General features: G+C 51.0%; 16 protein-coding genes. 6 read left to right on the top strand and 10 right to left on the bottom strand.

What is annotated here, in order from left to right:
- The first annotated feature begins 1,069 nt into the window (after positions 1–1,069).
- On the top strand, positions 1,070–2,161 hold the full coding sequence (locus tag HV261_RS14060) for a YadA C-terminal domain-containing protein (RefSeq protein WP_202038573.1): 1,092 nt from the start codon (positions 1,070–1,072) through the stop codon (positions 2,159–2,161).
- Positions 2,162–2,307: 146 nt separating this feature from the next.
- Here the strand turns inward: HV261_RS14060 and HV261_RS14055 are convergent, their stop codons facing one another.
- On the bottom strand, positions 2,308–3,618 hold the full coding sequence (locus tag HV261_RS14055; protein ID WP_202038572.1) for a Y-family DNA polymerase: 1,311 nt from the start codon (positions 3,616–3,618) through the stop codon (positions 2,308–2,310).
- On the bottom strand, positions 3,618–4,037 hold the full coding sequence (locus HV261_RS14050) for a translesion error-prone DNA polymerase V autoproteolytic subunit (protein WP_121584685.1): 420 nt from the start codon (positions 4,035–4,037) through the stop codon (positions 3,618–3,620). The genes HV261_RS14055 and HV261_RS14050 overlap by 1 nt, the downstream gene beginning before the upstream one ends.
- Before the next feature lie 180 nt (positions 4,038–4,217).
- Here HV261_RS14050 and HV261_RS14045 point away from each other — a divergent pair, with 180 nt between their 5' ends.
- On the top strand, positions 4,218–5,144 hold the full coding sequence (locus HV261_RS14045) for a DMT family transporter (protein ID WP_202038571.1): 927 nt from the start codon (positions 4,218–4,220) through the stop codon (positions 5,142–5,144).
- A gap of 41 nt (positions 5,145–5,185) precedes the next feature.
- On the opposite strand, the gene cybB is transcribed toward HV261_RS14045, so the two are convergent.
- Positions 5,186–5,716 carry a cytochrome b561 gene (cybB, locus tag HV261_RS14040; RefSeq protein WP_202038570.1) on the bottom strand — a complete coding sequence of 177 codons (531 nt, stop codon included), beginning with the start codon at positions 5,714–5,716 and terminating at the stop codon, positions 5,186–5,188.
- 189 nt (positions 5,717–5,905) lie between these two features.
- On the opposite strand from cybB, the gene gap reads away from it, so the two are divergent.
- Together gap and HV261_RS14030 are read left to right on the top strand one after the other, a co-directional pair.
- Positions 5,906–6,907 carry a type I glyceraldehyde-3-phosphate dehydrogenase gene (gene gap, locus HV261_RS14035; RefSeq protein ID WP_137381778.1) on the top strand — a complete coding sequence of 334 codons (1,002 nt, stop codon included), beginning with the start codon at positions 5,906–5,908 and terminating at the stop codon, positions 6,905–6,907.
- 126 nt (positions 6,908–7,033) lie between these two features.
- Positions 7,034–7,960, top strand: coding sequence for an alpha/beta hydrolase (locus HV261_RS14030; protein ID WP_202038569.1), 927 nt, complete (start codon positions 7,034–7,036; stop codon positions 7,958–7,960).
- 54 nt (positions 7,961–8,014) lie between these two features.
- Here HV261_RS14030 and aldA read toward each other — a convergent pair whose 3' ends face one another.
- The 3 genes from aldA to hrpA form a co-directional block, all read right to left on the bottom strand.
- On the bottom strand, positions 8,015–9,454 hold the full coding sequence (gene aldA / locus HV261_RS14025; RefSeq protein WP_202038568.1) for an aldehyde dehydrogenase: 1,440 nt from the start codon (positions 9,452–9,454) through the stop codon (positions 8,015–8,017).
- Between the two features lie 199 nt (positions 9,455–9,653).
- Positions 9,654–10,445: a YdcF family protein gene (locus HV261_RS14020; RefSeq protein ID WP_202038567.1), complete on the bottom strand. Its 792-nt coding sequence runs from the start codon at positions 10,443–10,445 to the stop codon at positions 9,654–9,656.
- A 126-nt stretch (positions 10,446–10,571) separates the two neighbouring features.
- Positions 10,572–14,474: an ATP-dependent RNA helicase HrpA gene (gene hrpA, locus HV261_RS14015; RefSeq protein WP_202038566.1), complete on the bottom strand. Its 3,903-nt coding sequence runs from the start codon at positions 14,472–14,474 to the stop codon at positions 10,572–10,574.
- 201 nt (positions 14,475–14,675) lie between these two features.
- Between hrpA and azoR the strand changes: the two genes are divergently transcribed.
- Positions 14,676–15,281, top strand: a complete 606-nt coding sequence (gene azoR, locus HV261_RS14010) for an FMN-dependent NADH-azoreductase (protein ID WP_202038565.1) — start codon at positions 14,676–14,678, stop codon at positions 15,279–15,281.
- A gap of 34 nt (positions 15,282–15,315) precedes the next feature.
- Here the strand turns inward: azoR and HV261_RS14005 are convergent, their stop codons facing one another.
- The 4 genes from HV261_RS14005 to HV261_RS13990 all read right to left on the bottom strand — a co-directional run bounded on the left by HV261_RS14005 (position 15,316) and on the right by HV261_RS13990 (position 18,786).
- The gene (locus HV261_RS14005) at positions 15,316–15,495 is read right to left on the bottom strand and encodes a hypothetical protein (protein ID WP_202038564.1); all 180 of its coding nucleotides are present in this window, start codon (positions 15,493–15,495) and stop codon (positions 15,316–15,318) included.
- Between the two features lie 129 nt (positions 15,496–15,624).
- Positions 15,625–15,951 carry a YdbL family probable chaperone protein gene (locus HV261_RS14000; RefSeq protein WP_137381773.1) on the bottom strand — a complete coding sequence of 109 codons (327 nt, stop codon included), beginning with the start codon at positions 15,949–15,951 and terminating at the stop codon, positions 15,625–15,627.
- Positions 15,952–15,958: 7 nt separating this feature from the next.
- A complete protein-coding gene (locus tag HV261_RS13995; protein WP_202038563.1) occupies positions 15,959–16,150 on the bottom strand; it encodes a YnbE family lipoprotein in 192 nt (63 codons plus the stop codon).
- Entirely contained in the window at positions 16,147–18,786 is a 2,640-nt protein-coding gene (locus tag HV261_RS13990; protein ID WP_202038562.1) for a YdbH family protein, read from the bottom strand. Before HV261_RS13990 ends, HV261_RS13995 begins: the two co-directional genes overlap by 4 nt.
- A gap of 298 nt (positions 18,787–19,084) precedes the next feature.
- On the opposite strand from HV261_RS13990, the gene HV261_RS13985 reads away from it, so the two are divergent.
- Entirely contained in the window at positions 19,085–19,900 is an 816-nt protein-coding gene (locus tag HV261_RS13985; RefSeq protein ID WP_202038561.1) for an APH(3')-I family aminoglycoside O-phosphotransferase, read from the top strand.
- Positions 19,901–20,136: the final 236 nt, after the last annotated feature.

Raw genomic sequence — 20,136 nt, 5'->3', positions numbered from 1 at the left:
CCCTCCTAATACTATAGGGGGGTATACTATCAGATTTTTTATATAATTGTAAAATATAAGATTTATTGAATATCAGTCGTTTAGATTAAGTTGCTCATCGCTTGCCACTCCGCCATCAACAGCACATTGCAGCGCGAAAGCCTCCAGCGACCACGCCTGCACCGTTTTACGTGTGATCTGCTAATCCCATAGACCGGACTTAACAACAAGCACGACGTGAATGCGGTTAGCGATGGGGTTTACGGAAATGAATATTTAAATATATTGCCATACATGTTAATTATTTATTCTAAATCAATATTAACAAAATTATGTTGGGTAATTAAGCCTGACTATAAAATACAATTTTTTCAATTAATTGCTGACGTAATATTCTCTTGCCATTCGTTCTATTATTGAGGGAAGCTTATGTCATGGAATAAACACGAAGCGGTCTCGTATGCGCGAAGTCACGCACATCAAAAAAGCCAAGGCTACGTGTTCTAGCCGTTGCGGTGATTGATGCTTTACCAGGGCAAAATCCGTACGGGCACGCCTGTATTTACGATGGTCCGGGGACCAATGCACCAATAACTTAATTAACCAATCACCAAATCCAGGACTATTCTTAATTTTCTAAATAAGTAGAATTTTGGACATTTTTCAATATTGATTCTATCTGGCGTAGTGGTAATTTTCGTTCAATGAAATACTAACGAATAAGCAATGCATGACAATAATAATCAGCGAAACATTTAACCATCTAATCACTATCAATGGACTGCCGGGTTTCAAGGTCCCCATCGCCCTTACCCACATCACGTCACAGGAAGCATAACTAACTAATACAAAAGAAAAGTAAACGGTAAGGTCGAGATAAAAAACCGTTTTCACTACACAGACTCTAATTCAGCACATCAGCTTTAATAATAAAAACATTGTATATGGTCTCTGTTGAAAATGCCGCTTCACGCACAGGACAAGAGAACATCAAAAAACGCCAGATAGTATTCTATCTAATTTTATTTACGTTGAAGTTCAAACAGCGCTCAACGCAATCTTAAACACTTATATATTAATGATGACATGTATGAAAACCAACTTAATTACTGCTATTACTCTCTCTTCTTTGCTATTGTCTGGAATTGCAGAAGCGGCTATCGGCACGACAACAAATGGTGTCACTACCTTCACCAAAACACCTAATCCTGTCGGCACCATTACTATCACGGGTATTGATGGCGCAACGTACGATTTAGAAAACCTCCACGGGGCGATTGCGGGTCTTTCAGCAAATAAAGCCGATGTCACTCAGGCAAACAATATTGCTACCTTAGCAATTGCCAACCAACAGGCCATCACGCAACTCCAGCAGTCACAAGGTAATTTTGTCGATAAGCCAACCTATACTGCGGATAAAAACACCCAGGCAGCACTTGACCAACAACAGAATAACGATATCACACAAGCCATGCGGGACGCGGGGAATGCACAGAAAACCGCTGACAACAACACTAATGCCCTCAAAAACAAGGTTGATAGCAGCACGTTCAGCACCGATCAGCAGCGTCAGGATGGTGAATTACAGAAAGAAATCACCGATCGTACAGATGCTGATAACCAGCTCAGAACGGCAATCGGCACCAAAGCTGACGCAGCCCAGGTTGCCACTAACAAACAGGCCATCACAGATGAAGTGAAGACAGAAGCAACGCATTACCAGACGCTGACAGCGGGCCTGTCCCAAAAAGTTGCAGCCTCGTCGTTCGCTCAACGTTCGGCATCCGTCGATAAGTATCTGGCTGATGCCGCAGCTGAACGTGCAGCGACCAACGCGACGGTTGCGAAACACACCGACGAACTGGCCAATCATGAGCAACGCATCGAAACACTGGAGCAGAACACCAACGCTAACTTCGGTAAGCTGAAAAATGAAGTGGATCAGAACCGTAAACGCGCGTCCGCTGGCATCGCTGGTGTCGCAGCAATGGCGAATATCCCCCAGGTTATTGAGTCTCAGAGCGTCAACGTCGGCGCGGGTGTCGGTACGACGGATGGCGAAACAGCTTTGGCTGTCGGTTTCTCAGCCCGGGCATCAGAGCACGTTGTCGTTAAAGCGTCCGTTTCCAACGATACACAGCATAACTTTGTGGTTGGCGGCGGCATGTCTTATGGCTGGTAAGGAATAGGCCGTGGTCTGAACGCGTACTTATAGCGGCCACTTTTGATATCAACCACCACAGTATTTGCAGGAATTATCAGGTAAATAACGGGCCATAGCATGAAAAAGGCGGGATCTGTATCTTGCTTTTTCATGCTCCCGAAATGTCAGAGACACGCAATCGTAGATGTGGCATTACACCGTTGGAGATCCCCCACCCGCAGTAAATCACTGTATCTCGTCGTATAGCGAGGTGAGAGCATGTCTCGCTTCATTGCCCATGGTTGCTGTATCCTTTGTCCGGCAAACCAGAGCGTCCCTTTACCATTTTTAGCATTAAGCGTATCCAGAACCGTCATAAGTTTGTCGCTATTATGCCGCGGGACGTTTTCATCAAAAAGATTGAGCTGCGCCACACCGGAGCTGAAAAAATCCCCTAACATCACGCCTGCTTTTTGATAATGCCGCCCCTCTCGCCAGATGGCATCAAGGCAACGCGTCGCCGCACCAATAATATCCCGGCTGTCCTGGGTTGGCGTCAGTAGTTTTACCGACGCGTTGTTACCATAGTAAGGTTCGTTATGGGCAAATGGACTGGTTTTAATAAACGCAGAAATGAAGCGACAGAACTGGTGCTCTCCGCGCAACTTCTCCGCCGCACGTGAAGCATAGGTGCAAATCGCCTCCCGCATGGCATTGTAATCCGTGAGCCGTACACCAAACGACCTTGAGCAGATGATTTCCTGCTTAACCGGCGCAAACTCATCCAGCGCCAGGCACGATTCGCCGCGCAATTCCCGTACGGTTCTTTCCAGCACCACGCTGAAATGTTTGCGGATAAAGCGAATATCGGTTTCAGCCAGGTCACAAACCGTTTTAATGCCCATTGCATCCAGTTTCTTACCGATACGGCGACCAATGCCCCAGACTTCATCTACCGGAACGGCTGCCATCAGCTTGCGTTGGCGCTCGCTATTTGATAGATCGACCACGCTGCCCGTCTGATCCTGCCACTTTTTAGCCGCATAATTTGCCAGCTTAGCCAGTGTTTTGGTCTGAGCAATACCGACGCCCACCTTAAGATGCGTTTTCTGCAAAATAGCGTCCCTCATCTCGCAACCAAAATCAGTAAGATCTCTGCAGTTCCTCACCCCCGTCAAGTCACAGAACGCTTCATCAATACTATACCTTTCCACGCGCGGAGAGAGTTCCTCGAGGATGGACATGACTCTACTGCTCATATCCGCATACAGCTCGTAATTTGAGCTAAAACACGTCACACCGTAACGTCGGAACAACTCTTTTTGTTTGAAGTACGGCGCCCCCATTTGGATACCCAGTTTTTTGGCCTCCGCGCTGCAGGCAATAACACAGCCATCGTTATTTGAGAGAACCACCACCGGTTTATCACAGAGATCGGGCCGGAAAATGGTCTCACAGCTGGCGTAAAACGAATTGACATCGCAGAGCGCAAACATCAGCGCAGAGCCTTCACGGCATAGGTAACGACACCGAATACATTCAGTGATTCTTCACGGCCGATAACGATCGGTGCATAAGCGCTGTTCATTGGAACGAGCTGTACCGTTGGACGAAGCTGCAGCCGCTTAACCGTGAACTCACCATCAACAGCAGCAATAATAATGTCGCCATGTACCGCCGTCAGCGAACTGTCAACAACCAGCAAATCGCCATCATCAATCCCCCCCTCAATCATTGAATCCCCCGCGGCTTTCACGAAGTATGTGGCACTGGGATGCTGAATTAACAATTCATTCAAATCGATGCCCCGCTCGACATAATCCGCAGCCGGGCTGGGAAACCCGCACTGAACAAGGTCACTAAACAAGGGGATTGTATTGATTTCGCGGAGATCCGCTGGCTTGAGAAACAACATAATGACTCATCCAATATTAACTGTATTTATATACAGTAGTTTTATCTGAGCAGTTGTTCAAGCGACTTTTTGTGGCGCTATTGCTATTCACCTGAATTATAACGACTCGTGTCTGCACAAAAGTATCGCGACATGAAACCGGGTATAGTAGCGCCATAACATCATCAAAACGGACACACTATGACTACCGCAGGGAAAAGCAATCCGCTGGCCATTGGCGGCCTGATCGCGCTAACGCTCATCTGGAGCTATAGCTGGATTGCTATGAAACAGGTCACGCACTACATTGGTTCATTCGATTTCACCGCACTACGTTGTTCTTTTGGGGCATTGCTATTATTTATTGTCCTGATGCTACGTGGACGCGGAATGCGCCCGACCCCGTTCAGGTATACGTTGGCGATAGCCTTGTTACAAACGTGCGGCATGGTGGGATTATCACAGTGGGCGCTGGTCAGCGGCGGTGCGGGAAAAGTCGCTATTCTGAGTTATACCATGCCCTTCTGGGTGGTCATTATGGCCGCCCTTTTTCTCGGTGAACGCATGCGTCGTTTGCAGTACGTCGCTATTGCAGTGGCGGCGTTTGGCCTGGTACTGGTATTACAGCCGTGGCAACTGGACTTTTCGTCAATGAAGAGCGCGCTGCTGGCAATCCTCTCGGGCATCAGTTGGGGAGCCAGTGCGGTTGTTGCCAAACGTATGTACGCTCGTCATCCCAATATCGACCTGTTAGCACTCACCTCGTGGCAGATGCTGTATGCCGCGCTGGTGATGAGCCTGGTAGCCTGGCTGGTCCCACAGCGAACGCCTGACTGGCAGCCTGTCGTGTTCTGGGCATTAGGATACAGCGCCGTACTGGCAACAGCGCTGGCCTGGAGCTTATGGCTGTTTGTGCTGCGTAACCTGCCAGCCAGTATCGCCAGCTTAAGCACGCTGGCGGTACCGGTTTGCGGAGTACTCTTTTCCTGGTGGTTGCTCGGCGAAGAACCTGGCGTTGTCGAAGGTAGCGGGATTGTGCTGATTGTTCTGGCGCTGGCCATCATCAGCCTGAAGAAACGCGCCACGCAGGTGCAACGCGTTGAAAAAGAGATCTCTTGCGAAAAATAATCACGGAGAATAAAACACCCCGCATTACGCGGGGCGTTTGATCAGGAACGCTTACGCGGCATCATGCGCAGGAGCGTATTATCCTTCCAGAAATAGTGATGTAACAGAGCCGCAGCGGCATGCAGGCCAATGACAAAATAACCCAGGTTTGCCAGCGTTTCGTGCCATGATTTCAGCATATCGGCCAGTTCAAAATTGGCTTCTGCTGCATGTGGCATAACAATGCCGAATGCAACCCACGGATTTCCCCGGTTATACATCATCACCAGGCCAATAATCGGCAGCGCAATAAACAGCAAATAGATAACCAGGTGCCCCAGATGCGCCATGCCAATCATCATCGGCTTCGGTTTTGGCTCAATCGGCGGTGCCGGATACTTAAGTCTGACCAGCAGACGTGCCACCATCAACGCTAAAATCGTGATACCACAGGAAACATGCACCATGTTGAACCCGGGACGATAGCTGCGCGGGAAAAATCCGCGAAACTCCATGGCACTGTAGGCCACAATGACCAACAAAAAGACCAGCCAGTGAATGCCAATTTGCAGGCCAGAATACTTATTCCCCATAACACTTCTCGAATAAAAACAATAATGCGTCAACATAACGGGCTTTTGTTAAAAATTCATTAAGTTTTGTTCACTCATTTTCAGTAAGTTACGTTTAACCGCAAAAACAGCTATTGCCGCGGATGCCTGACTGGACTATGCCTGGTAGGGAAAATATGTCGTACCGTCTCATCCTGACAGGAGAAAACCATGAGTAAAATTGGCATTAACGGTTTTGGTCGTATCGGTCGTCTGGTATTGCGTCGGCTACTGGAAGTCAAAAGCAGTGTGGAGGTCGTCGCTATCAATGACCTTACCTCACCGAAAATTCTCGCCTATCTGTTAAAACACGATTCAAACTACGGACCATTCCCCTGGAGCGTCGACTTTACCGAGGACGCACTGATTGTTGATGGTAAAAAAATTGCTGTTTACGCCGAAAAAGAGGCCAAAAATATTCCGTGGAAAACTACAGGTGCGGAAATTATTATCGAGTGCACCGGTTTTTATACTTCAACAGAAAAATCGCAGGCCCACCTGGATGCAGGTGCCCAAAAAGTGCTGATATCCGCCCCGGCGGGAGAGATGAAGACGATCGTCTTTAACGTGAATGACGACACGATGGATGCAAACGATCGGATTATTTCTGTCGCATCGTGCACCACTAACTGCCTGGCACCGATGGCAAAAGCGCTGCACGATAATTTCGGTATTCAGCTTGGTACCATGACCACCATCCATGCCTATACCGGGACACAGTCACTGGTTGATGGGCCACGTGGTAAGGATCTGCGAGCTTCACGCGCGGCAGCAGAAAATATCATTCCTCATACCACCGGTGCGGCAAAGGCGATTGGCCTGGTGATCCCGGCCCTGAGCGGGAAATTAAAAGGCCACGCCCAGCGTGTTCCGGTAAAAACAGGCTCTGTCACTGAACTGGTGTCGATTCTGGGTAAAAAAGTCACTGCGGAAGAAGTTAACAACGCGCTGAAAAAGGCAACGCTGAACAATGCGTCATTCGGCTATACCGACGAAGAAATTGTCTCGTCAGATGTTATTGGCTCACATTTCGGTTCAGTATTTGATGCGACACAAACCGAAATCACCGAAGTGGGCGATCTGCAACTGGTAAAAACCGTGGCCTGGTACGATAACGAGTACGGTTTTGTCACCCAACTTATCCGTACGTTGGATAAATTTATCACGCTTTAGTGTTATGGCGGAGGATCGCCTCCGCCTCGTTTCATTTCCCGCTAATTCAATACGTTGTGAGTCTCTCCCCGTTTTCAATTCATTAAGTGTGCTATAGCTAACCTTTGCCACAGAGGGAGCACAGTAATGGAAGCACTGAGTCGTGAAACGTTAGAAACTATGATAGCGCAAGCCGTTGCCCACGCCGCCACCGTCTCAGTCTGGCCAATGGGTGAAGCCCCCGGAGCAAAAAACAGCGATGCGGTATTTACCCCCGAACCCAGACATACGGGAACATCTCATTACGATCGTGCGGTAACCGGTATTCGTGCCCCAGAAATCACCGTCTACGCCCCCGCAAAACCGAATGGTGTGGGAATACTTGTCACCCCCGGCGGCTCTTATCGACGCGTCGTGCTGGACAAAGAAGGCAGCGCGCTGGCGCCCTTTTTTAATGCCCGCGGTTATACCCTGTTTGTCATGACCTATCGCATGCCGGGGGATGGTCACGAGGAAGCGTCAAACGCCCCGTTGGCCGATGCCCAACGTGCGATGCGCTACATCCGGGCTAACGCTCATGAGTGGAAAATCGACCCTGATCGTATCGGTGTCCTGGGCTTTTCCTCCGGCGGTCATGTGGCAGCCAGCCTGGGAACACGTTTTGCTGAATCAGTTTATACGCCCATCGATTGCGTAGACGAACAACCCGCCCACCCCGCGTTCATGGCGCTGGTTTATCCGGTGATTAGCCTGCGTGAGAATATTGCTCATCCTGGCTCTCGCCTTGAATTAGTTGGTACGACCCCCGAAGAGCAGGATCTGCACCGCTATTCACTTGAAGAACGGGTTGAGAACACGACGCCACCAACATTCCTGCTGCATGCCATTGACGATCCGGCGGTGAAAGTCGAAAACAGTCTGGCATTTTTTAATGCGCTTCGCGCACAGGGGATTCCTGTTGAAATGCATCTGTTTGAACGCGGCAAACACGGCTTCGGTATTCGGGATACTCAAGGGTTACCGCTGGCCGTGTGGCCGGAAATGATGATGAACTGGATAGCCACAAAAGTGTGATGATTGTGCCGGGTGGCACACAGGATCACCCGGCTTATACTCGGCGTATCAGTATCAGGACTGCAGATAAACCACCTGCGTTTGCAGATATTCATGCAAGCCATGCTTACCGTCTGCGCCGCCAATCCCTGACTTACGCCATCCCGCATGGAACCCCTGCATCGCCTCAAAGTTTTCACGATTAATATAGGTTTCGCCAAACTTCAGCCTTTTAATCGCCTTCATCGCCGTGTTCAGGTTCTGCGTATAGATCGACGAAGTCAGCCCGTAGTCGCTGTCATTGGCCATCGTCAGCGCCTCTTCCAACGTATCAAACGCTACCACCGGCAGCACCGGACCAAACGTCTCCTCGTGCATAATCGCCATCTCCTGGCGCACGTCTAACAGCAACGTCGGCGGGTAGTAATAACCTTTACCGGCAACGGCCTTACCGCCTAGCACCACCCTCGCCCCCTCCTGCACTGCGCGCGCCACTTTCTGTTCCACACGTTCCAGCGCAGCGGCGTTAATCAGCGGCCCCATCGCGATATCGTTACGCTCGGCCGGGTTGCCAAACTGGACGGCTTTCATTGCCTCTCCCAGTCGATTCACAAACTGGTCATAGATACCTTTCTGGACATACACGCGTTCGGCACAGTTGCACACCTGACCGGTGTTAATCACCCGCGAGTCAACAATTGCCTTCACGGCCAGCTCAAGATCGGCATCATCCATGACGATTGCCGGCGCTTTACCACCCAACTCCAGACATACCTTAGTGATATTTTTCGCTGCTGCAGCCATGATTTTCTCGCCCGCCACAACGCTACCGGTCATGCTCACCATCGCTACTTTGGGGTTCCCGGCAAGTTCCTGACCGACCGTTTCACCACGTCCAAGCACCAGGTTAAATACCCCGCGCGGCAGACCAATATCATCAACAATCTTGGCAAAGGCGATCGCATTATTCGGCGTGAATTCGCTGGGTTTAATCACAATGGTATTACCCGTCAGCAAAGCTGGCGCCAGTTTGCGGGCAATCAGGAAAAACGGAAAGTTCCACGGCAGAATGCCGGTTGTTACACCTAACGCACGCTTAAACAGCAGGATATTCTCACCCGGACGATCGCTTTGCAGGATCTCTCCTTCGTAACGCCGTGCCCACTCCGCCATATAATCGATGTAATCGGCGGTAAACGAGACTTCGACCTCGGCCAGCTGTTGGATCTTCCCGCCCTCTGCCACAATCAGCGCACTGATTTCACTGGCGCGTTGACGTATGCCCGCAGAAATTTTGCGTAGCCAGCTTGCACGTTCAATCGCGGGTAGCGCCTCCCATGCCGGCTGGGCCCGCTCCGCGGCATCAATCGCTTTACGTGCATCTTCAGCGCGTCCATCGGGAATACGCGAGATCAGCGCTTCGGTCGCTGGATTGACGACATCAATCCAGGCATCGTCGTGCCAGGTCACAAACTGCCCATCAATATACATAGGATGTTGTACGGGTACTGACATGCGCTTCTCCTGTGATTGATTTGTTTTTAACAAGTAAAACTATTGTTAATTAATACCAATCATGCATGGCGCATTACTGCTGGAATTGTCGTTCTGTGAGCCGCTTCATAAAAGTGTCTGGTAATGTCATGGCGAAGGGAAAAAACAGGCAGGATTTATGCCCGTTTGCGACAAAACATGCACAAACGGGCGGCAGAGATTACAGCGATCGGCTCGCCAGCAGGTCAGTCAGCGCCGTATCGTTTTGCAGATGCAGCCATGCTTCTTCAACATTCTGCGGAATATCAACATGGGCAATAAAATCACGACCGCGAGGGCCATAGCCGCTTGCATCATCGCGCAGTCTCGGCAATTCGCCGGTAATCAGTGAAAGATAGCGATCCACAGACCACAGCCCCTCCGCAGTCGGCGCGAAATCCACACCGCCGTTCTGTAGAGTCAACTCAGGGATAAAACCGGGAAAACTCAACCAGCGCGGCGCCTGCAGATCATCACGGGTTACACGCTGGAATGTCGCCATCGTGCGGCGTTGCATTGTAGGGTCCTGCACCACAATGACCGTGCGAATATTTTCTGTCGCCTGGTTCAGCAAGGCACAGCTAAAGCGTGCATTCTCACCACAGTTTGTTGACTGATCTTCCACCCAAATCGTCTCACCCGGAATTTGCCAGAACTGGTGCGCGATATCAGCCAGGATCGCCGCCTCTGCTCGTCCGCTGGTGCGGATGATGTTATAGCGCGGATGTTGAGCAATCGCGCTATACAGAAACGTTGTGGAATGGCCTATTCCCCCGCTGATCAGCAAGGGAATTTGATGTTCTTTCGCTATCTGGCAGGCCGCATCGATAGTCGGGATCACCGCATTCCCCGCCAGAACCACACAGTCTGCCTGAATAGCGGCGTGGTCCACAAAATCGCTCTGCGCTAACCATTGTCCTACGGTATTTATTGCCGCAAGGGTAGGCGCGGAAAGTGTTGGAAACTGTCTCATGTTCGTGACTCCTGGTCTTTGTTCTGTAGACCGGCGTAGGCCTAATAAGCGCAGCACCAGCAGGCACCGCGCCTTACCTCACCGGATGGCGGCGTCGCCTTATCCGGCCTACGGCACCACCACGCGTTAGCCTGAAATCTGCTCCATCGCCTGCAGAATACGTTTATCCGAGATGGGATACGGCGTGCCAAGCTGCTGGGCAAAGTAGCTGACGCGCAGCTCTTCTATCATCCAGCGGATCTCTTTGACATCATCATCTTCACGCCGCGCAGGCGGCAGTTTATTGAACCACTGCTGCCAGGCCTGCTGTACGCTATCCACTTTCAGCATCTGCGCCCGATCGCGGTGCGGATCAATCGCCAGTTTCTCCAGCCGTTTTTCAATGGCCTGCAAATAACGCAACGTATCGCCCAGACGTTTGAAACCGTTGCCGGTGACAAATCCACGGTACACCAGCCCGCCCATTTGCGATTTGATATCCGAAAGCCCCAGCGCCATGGTCATATCCACACGCCCTTTCAGACGTTTGTTGATGTTAAATACCGCCGTCAGGATCTGTTCGACCTGCTTCGCAATATCAACCACCGTGTCATTCAGCTCAGCCCGCACTTTTTCGTGCAACGCCGCAAAGCCCTCCTCCGTCCACACCGGGCCGCCGTTAGCGTCGATAAGTCTATCCACACCGCAGGAAATACAGTCGTCAATCAAATCCAGCACTTTGCCATACGGGTTAAAATACAGCCCCAGCTTCGCTTTATTGGGCAGCTTCTCGTGTAAATATTTGATAGGTGATGGAATATTCAGCAGCAACAGACGGCGTAAACCGCACCACATCGCCTGCTGTTGCTCCAGCGGATTATCAAACAGTTTGATGGAAACGCTGTCTCGCTCATCCACCAGCGCTGGCCACGCTTTCACTTTATAGTTGCCGCGTTTTTGCTCGTAACTTTCCGGCAGTTGACCAAAGCTCCAGATGTGCAGACCGCTCTGTTCGATACCATCATCGGCCACCGCAGACAGCGTTTCCTGGACTTTACCCTTCAACGCATCTTTCAGATCCTGCAGTGAGCGTCCTTCCTGCAGCTTTTTGTTCTTATCGTCGACCACCCGGAACGTCATTTTCAGATGATCGGGCACCTGATCCCAGTGCCAGTCTTCACGGTCAACGGTGACGCCGGTCATCCGGCGCAATTCACGCTCCAGCGAATCCAGCAGCGGCAGTTCCAGCGGCGTCACACGACCTAAAAATGCTTCCGCGTAGTTCGGTGCTGGCACAAAGCTACGTCGTACCGGTTTTGGCAGTGATTTAATCAGCGCGATCACCAGTTCACGACGCAGTCCCGGGATTTGCCATTCAAAACCGCTCTCTTCAACCTGGTTTAGTAACGGCAGCGGAATATGCACGGTCACGCCATCCGCATCAGCGCCGGGTTCAAACTGGTAGCTTAACCGCAGTTTAAGATTGCCCTGATGCCAGAAGTTCGGGTAATCCAGCTTGCTGATTTTCTCCGCGCCCTCTTTGATAAGCATGCTCTTTTCAAAGTTGAGCAGATCCGGTGTCTCACGGCTGACCTTCTTCCACCAGCTATCAAAGTGGCGGGCGGAAACCACATCATGGCTGATGCGCTGGTCGTAAAATTCAAACAGCGTCTCATCATCGACCAGAATATCGCGACGACGTGATTTATGCTCCAGCTCTTCCACTTCCGCACGCAGCTTGAGGTTGTCACGGAAAAACGCATGCCGCGTCTGCCAGTCACCTTCAACCAGTGCGTGGCGAATAAACAGTTCACGCGATAGTGCAGGATCGATCTGGCTGTAGTTCACCTTACGGGCAGCAACAATCGGCAAGCCGTAAACAGTGACTTTTTCTGTCGCCATCACCGTCCCCTGGGCACGCTCCCAGTGCGGTTCACTGTACGAACGTTTCATCAGATGCTGGGCAACTGGCTCCACCCACTCGGGATCGATTCGCGCGGCAATGCGCCCCCACAAACGGCTGGTTTCCACCAACTCTGCAACCATTGTCCACTTCGGCGGTTTTTTGAATAAACCGGAACCTGGGAAGATCGAGAAACGGGCATTACGCGCGCCGGTAAATTCCTGTTTATCCGCATCTTTCATCCCGATATGCGACAGTAATCCGGTCAGCAGCGCAACGTGGATTTCCCGATACTCAGCAGGTTCGCTATTGACCGGAATACCTAACTCTTTCACGACCTGACGCAGTTGCGTGTAGATATCCTGCCATTCGCGCACGCGCAGATAGTTAAGGAAATCAACCTTACACTGACGGCGGAACTGGTTCGATGACAGCGCCTTTTGTTGCTCGCCGAGGTAATTCCACAAATTTACAAATGCAAGGAAATCAGACTCTTTGTCGTGAAAGCGGCGGTGTTTCTCGTCGGAAGCCTGTTGCTTATCCATAGGACGTTCACGCGGGTCCTGAATGGACAGCGCCGAGGTAATGATCATCGCCTCACGGACGCAGCCATGTTTCTGCGCTTCCAGCACCATACGCGCCAGACGTGGGTCCACTGGCAATTGCGACAACTGACGGCCCAACGGCGTCAGTTTGTAAGCGGTTTGCTGCTCGTCGGTGGTAATCGCCCCCAGCTCTTCGAGCAGGCGCACACCATCCTGAATATTGCGTTTATCCGGGGCTTCAACAAACGGGAATGCCGCAATATCCCCCAGACCCAGCGCCGTCATTTGCAGAATAACCGACGCCAGATTGGTACGCAGGATCTCCGGGTCGGTAAACTCCGGGCGCGACAGGAAATCATCTTCTGAATAGAGACGAATACAGATCCCTTCCGATACACGGCCACAGCGACCTTTACGCTGGTTCGCAGAGGCCTGCGACACCGGTTCAATCGGCAAGCGCTGCACTTTGGTACGGTAGCTGTAACGGCTGATACGTGCCGTTCCCGGGTCAATCACATACTTGATGCCAGGTACGGTCAGCGACGTTTCCGCCACGTTGGTCGCCAGCACGATACGGCGACCGCTGTGCGACTGGAACACGCGGTTCTGCTCGCTGTTGGAGAGACGGGCGTACAGCGGCAATACTTCGGTATGACGTAAATCCAGTTTGTTCAGTGCATCAGCGGTATCGCGAATTTCACGTTCACCACTCATGAAGATCAGAATGTCACCCTGGCTTTCGCGTCCCAGTTCATCAACGGCATCGAAAATTGCCTGCAACTGGTCGCGTTCGGTGTCATCCGCGTCTTCGACAATCGGGCGATAGCGTACTTCTACTGGATACGTTCGACCGGAGACTTCGATAATCGGCGCGTTATTGAAATGCTTTGAAAAACGCTCCGGGTCGATGGTCGCCGAAGTGATAATGATTTTTAGATCCGGACGGCGCGGCAGAAGCTCTTTCAGATAGCCGAGCAGAAAGTCGATATTCAGACTGCGTTCGTGCGCTTCATCGATGATGATGGTGTCGTACTGCATCAGCATCCGATCCTGCTGGATTTCCGCCAGCAGAATACCGTCCGTCATCAGCTTAACCATGGTGTTATCGCTGACATGATCGCTAAAGCGGACTTTATAGCCGATACAGCCACCCGGCTCAGTGTGTAGCTCTTCAGCAATACGGTTGGCGACGGTACGCGCCGCCAGACGACGCGGCTGGGTATGGCCGATCAGCCCCTTCACCCCTCGCCCCAGCTCCATACAAATTTTTGGTAGCTGGGTGGTTTTACCTGAACCGGTTTCCCCGGCAACAATCACCACCTGATGGTCGCGAATGGCTTCCAGAATATCCTGTTTTTTCTGGCTGACAGGCAGGTTTTCCGGGTAGGTAATTGTCGGTCGAGCAGCTTCACGCAGCACAACCTTACCGGCTGCCTGGTCAATCTCTTTTGCCATCTCCTGGTAAATGGCCTGTTGTGCATCAGGATTTTTAACCTTCTTCACGCCGTGCAAGCGACGAGAAAAACGCTGTCTGTCGCGCAGCATCAGCGATTCCAGCTGTTGCTGCAGGATGTTGAAGGTTAATTTTTGTTGTTCTGTCATAGCGTTAGAGGGCAGTGCTCTGCCGGGTTAAATCTCTTGTAGATGATGGGTATAGAGTACCACATCGGCGCTTTTCATGTGTTGTTCAATAATTTCGAACATAGGATTCGATATATTGCGCTATCACTGCGGCAGGATTGTGAATAAAGTGTCAACAAGCAACGGGGCACATCCCCTTCAAACACATAAAAGGAAACACCCATGAGCAAGGTATTAGTTCTTAAATCCAGTATTCTGGCAGGGTACTCTCAGTCTGGTCAGTTGTCTGATTATTTTGTTGAACAGTGGCGTGAAAAGCACTCTGCTGACGAAATCACCGTCCGTGACCTGGCTGCAAATCCTGTTCCGGTACTGGATGGCGAACTGGTGGGTGCGATGCGCCCGAGCGATGCCCCGCTGACACCACGTCAACAAGAAGCACTGGCGCTGTCTGATGAGCTGATCGCTGAGCTGAAAGCGCATGATGTGATTGTTATCGCCGCGCCGATGTATAACTTCAACATCCCAACGCAGCTGAAAAACTACTTCGACCTGATTGCCCGTGCTGGCGTAACCTTCCGTTACACCGAAAAAGGCCCGGAAGGTCTGGTAACCGGAAAACGTGCTATCGTGCTGACCAGCCGTGGTGGTATCCATAAAGATACACCGACCGATCTGATCACCCCGTATCTGAATGTGTTCCTGGGCTTTATCGGTATCACCGACGTGAACGTCGTCTTCGCGGAAGGTATTGCTTACGGTCCGGAAGTGGCATCTAAAGCACAGTCCGATGCGAAAGCAGCAATCGACAGCGTCGTCGCTGCCTGATGATTGACCCTCTCACCATCCGGTGGGAGGGTACTTACTTCTTTGCCTGCTTCCCGTGGATGCGATTAATATCACGCCAAATGGTTGCATAATTCCTGCACTTCGCCAGATTTTCTTCCCAGCAATGCTGTAAAAATTGTTCCGGCTCCGCGACATCCAGGCTTAACAGCTTGAATACCCAACGATTCCAGACATACCACTTGAAAAGCCACATGATTTCACTCCAGGACGCTACCGGAGGGGGACTATATCAACATCGATATCATGCCGTGTGGCAACTATTGCGATGTCGATGAATAATTCAAGTGAATGCAATAATTGTCAGTTCCGGCTCAGAAATGAATTATTCTTTCCTTAACCATTTGCCATTTATGCCCTGTACATACTCGCCGGGTTTGGCGCGAGCAACCAGTTTTTGCCCGGCCATTTTTGCCACTTCATCTGGCGGAATATTATTGCTTTCAGCCAGTTGTTGATAACTGGCGTTGCGCGCTTTATTAATCTCATTCACCAGCGCCTGCGTTTCAGCATCCGTTTTCAGCGCGACAAGATAGCCGTTGAGCGTTTCACCGACCCGCCCCTGGGTTCTGGCTTCATTCAGCGTCAATGCCCACACGTTGCCGCTCAAAAAACTTAACGCCACCAGGATCGCTACAAGCTGTTTTTTCATCGTGGCCTCAGAACAGATCGCTGCGCGATTTCAGTAAACTCTCGACGTCTTTATCCACTTTGATATGGATCTCGTGCTCGATTTTGACGTTCATATTGATAGTGATGGGCTCTTTAGGCGCCGCCACTTCGATTCTGGGGGTACACCCCGCCAGCAGAGATGACGCAAACAGGCTCAGCATGGCAGCTATCATTTTCATTGTTGTTCCTCACATTCCTTGCCTTCCGGGCAATGGGTTTCTAGCAGCGCCGCATTTTGCTCAAGCCATGCCTGTAAATTGTCACCAAAACGCAAACTACGCCATAACGTAAATACGTTTTCCTCATGGGTGTAATTCAAATTAACGGTACCCACTTTGCCATCCACCCGGCTATTACCCGTGACGCTTGACTGCATAGTTAAAACACCCAGGTTATCCAGATTTATTTTCGTCCAGGAATGCGTTATTTCCATATAGCGTAACCAGTTGATCGCCGCACCGGCTGCCATGTTGTCTTTGACAACGGCATCCGCGGTGTCTTTATCAATACGTAACGTCATTGGTCCAGGGTTAGTCAACCATCCGTCTTTGATAATCCACTTTTCATTATTCAGCCATAACGGCAACGCACCGCTAACCGGACCCGACATAGCAAACTGCTTCGGATTTACCGCACTGATGAGTTCGCTGGAGGAGATATTCTGCACCCGTAACAATGCCGGATCGTGCTGCGGCATACGCAGTTGTTGCATAACCACTTTGCCACCCAGCAGTTCGGCGCTGACATCGCTTAACAGTAACGGATTGTCCTCACTCCAGGGATATCCGCCCTGCAGATCGGCGGTGATGTTTGTCGCAGCAACCTGATTCACAACTTCCGCAATACGTAATGACACCGGCCCCCGCGTACCCAGTTGCCATGCGCCTTCACTAAAACGAAACGGCAGCACAAAATCGACACCGTTAATTTGGTTATCAGGCATCCAGGCACTGCCCCCTTTAAGTACGCCGTGCCCCCCCGCCTCAAAGCCCTGCTCCGGCGCGGCAGAGAATGCCACCTGCGCATACAGTTCACCTTCGCGCAGATTCATTTTCCAGTCCGGGGGTACCAATGGCTGGAAAACGCTGAGTGATTGTTTTGGCCACCAGGCCTGGCCACGCAGGCGGACCCCATCCCAGCGTCCATTCAACTGTACCGGACCCATTGCCCCGGCATGAAGTTGACCTTTGAACTGGAAAATCGTCGGATCGGTCCCTTCGACGCTGAACTTCAGCGTTGAAGGGGGTAAGACGCTGCCCCCGCTAAAGAGCGTATTTCCGGCATCGAGCGAAAGCGCACCGCTAAACGTCGGTTTTTCGGCATCACGGACCCACACGATCGGCGCATCCATCACCAGACGCGGGTTTTCCACCTTCATGGTGCCGTATTGCAGATGATCAAATCCGGTCGAGAGGTCGAAAAGTCTCAGGGTGTTGTCATGCCACTCCCCTTTGCCCGCGACATCCCAACGCGCATGCATCGGTGTAAAACTGCCTTTGCCCCAATACCGCCACTGCCAACGACCGGCATCAGGAAGAAAATCATTTGCCAGACCATCAAGGTGTAACTCAAAGCCCCCCATCTGGTTCTCATGCGCGCGTAAAATGGCCTGTAGCCGCCCATCCACACCGCGCTGTGTCACTTTAACGCCAGCCAATGGCCAGCGAATTTCGTCAATATCAAGTGAGTCGATGACTCGGCCACGCGAACGCAGCAATGCTCCAGGTTCAAACGCCAATTGCGGATCGTTCAGGCTGCCGGTGAGCCTTGCAGGTAACATGGCGTAGAAAATCAGATCGCCTTGTTTGGCTTCACCGGTCAACTGCAGCGGCATTTCGCTGTTATCCATGTTGAGCTTGCCGGGCCCCAGGGTTAACACCGCATTCCCTTTGCCGGCTTCACCTTGCGTCAGAATATTCAGACGCCCACTCACCACGGCATTTTCCAGGCCGGCCTGCCAGTTTTCGACTTTCACCCCCAGACGCCCGCTTAACGGGAACCCCTGATAAGGCCAGTTCCAGCGACCGTCACTGATAGTCAGTTGCTGACGCGTTATTTCCCATGGCAGATCGAGAAGCGGATCGGCCGCATCCCGTGCCATCACGATCAGTTGTCCGCTATTTTCTTGCCATTCCAGCTCCGCATCCACCAGCGTGGGTTCCTGCGGTAAACTGAGCGTTGCAACCGCATGCCCGCTCACAGGCAGTCCGTCAGGAACCAGCGGCATCGTAAATTCCCCAACCAGTTTTACCGGCGGTTGCCCTTCAAATGCCGCAACGTCCAGTTCATTTACCGTCAGATTTTGTCCATGCAGGCGCCCCTGGAATTTAACCTTTTCCCCCTGGTAGCGAAGCTGCTGAATAGACGATGTTAACGAAAGTGACAGTTTGCCCTGCCACTCCTGCCATGGAGAGAGAATAACGTTATCGATGTTAATCCAGGTATTGGGCAGCATCGATTGCCATTCCGCCAACGTTTTAGGCGCGACGGGTGAGGGTTGCGTCTGAGGCAGTTTGGCCAGGCAAGCAGAATCCACTTCAATCGTCTTGACGTTCAACAACCAACGACTCGGGTGCGACAGTTCGGCCTGAGTAATACGTGCTAACGGGCAATCATCGACCAGATAACGAAGTTCCGGGATATACAGTCCGTGTCGGGTCAGCCGTGGGCTCTCATCAAGCGCGATACGCGTGCCTACCGGTAACCAGACACCCACCAGCGTAGGCACCCACAAACCGAGTGTCATCAGCAGCGTCAGCGGCATGAGAATCAATAATAAGAGGAGTGCCAGAACGGCTTTATATTTACCCTTCATGGGTAGTTAATATCCTGATTTAGCGAAAATTTAAGCCGGTTTAGGCTTGTATTGTGGCATGTTTAACTAAACATGCCCACATTAAGAATAGATGCTCCCGCAAGATATGTCGTTTTTACAGAACGCAGAGTAATCGCAAAGATACTGATAAATCAATAGGATGGATATTAATTACATCCGTTCAGGACTGTTATGACAGCGATGCGTCAATCAATACCTTACATTGCAAAATGATGGGTTTACAGTGAGTGCGATTAGAATGCTCTGCTGTGCGTCTGTTGCCAAACAAAGGGGTTGTATGAATCATTCGCAAAGAGAAACGCTATGCGCCAGTCTGCCGTTAAACCCACTGCTGGACGCTGAGCTGGCAGGTTATCAATGGGCGCGGAATCATGTTGGTCTGTCCGGAGCGGCAATTTATCACTTATATGGCAAGGCTGACGCGCCAGAGTTATTTCTGAAGCATGGCAAAGGCACCGTTGCTAATGATATCACCGATGAAATGGTCAGACTCAACTGGCTGCAGGCCTATATGCCTCTGCCCACCATCAATCATTTTAGCCGTACGGCTGATGAAGCGTGGCTTCTGACAACAGCAATCAGTGGAAAAACTGCTTTTCAGATGCTGGAAGACTATCCTGATGACCGTGGCGATATTGTTGATGCGCTGGCAGTATTCCTGCGTCGATTACATGCCATTCCAGTCAGCCACTGCCCTTTTAACAGCGACTATCCGTTTCGTCTCTCATTAGCCCATACACGAATGGTCAACGGTCTGGTAGATACCGATGATTTTGATGATGAACGTCATGACTGGTCTGCTGGACAAGTCTGGGATGCAATGCATACCCTTTTGCCATTTCCACCCGATCCCGTTGTGACGCATGGCGACTTCTCGCTTGATAACCTTATTTTTGCTGACGGCCGCGTGATGGGTTGTATTGACGTTGGTCGGGTTGGCATTGCCGATCGTTACCAGGACCTTGCGATCCTCTGGAGTTGTCTCGGGGAATTTTCACGGTCTTTACAGCAACGACTTTTTCAAACGTATGGCATTTCCCACCCAGACAGTAACAAAGTGCAGTTTCATTTGATGCTCGATGAGTTTTTTTAAACGCTACGTCTGCAATGTGGGGACGTACCGTATGTCCGTACCTGACTCCGCCTGCATGGGCAAAAAAACAACCAAAAGCCGCATGCAGTCTGACATGAGTGAAATCAGTTGTTGAAATTAAAGAACCTGCCCACACTAACAACAGATGCGTTGGAATTTTTCATTACGTCTTTGACTATCAATAATTTTTTATATTTTGTAAAATAATTTGAATTAGATTAATGTGACGTCAAAAT

This window comes from Citrobacter sp. RHBSTW-00671, assembly GCF_014103415.1.
GTDB lineage: Bacteria > Pseudomonadota > Gammaproteobacteria > Enterobacterales > Enterobacteriaceae > Citrobacter.
Note: the sequence above shows the minus strand (reverse complement) of the source record. Positions and strands in the feature narration are given on the sequence as shown.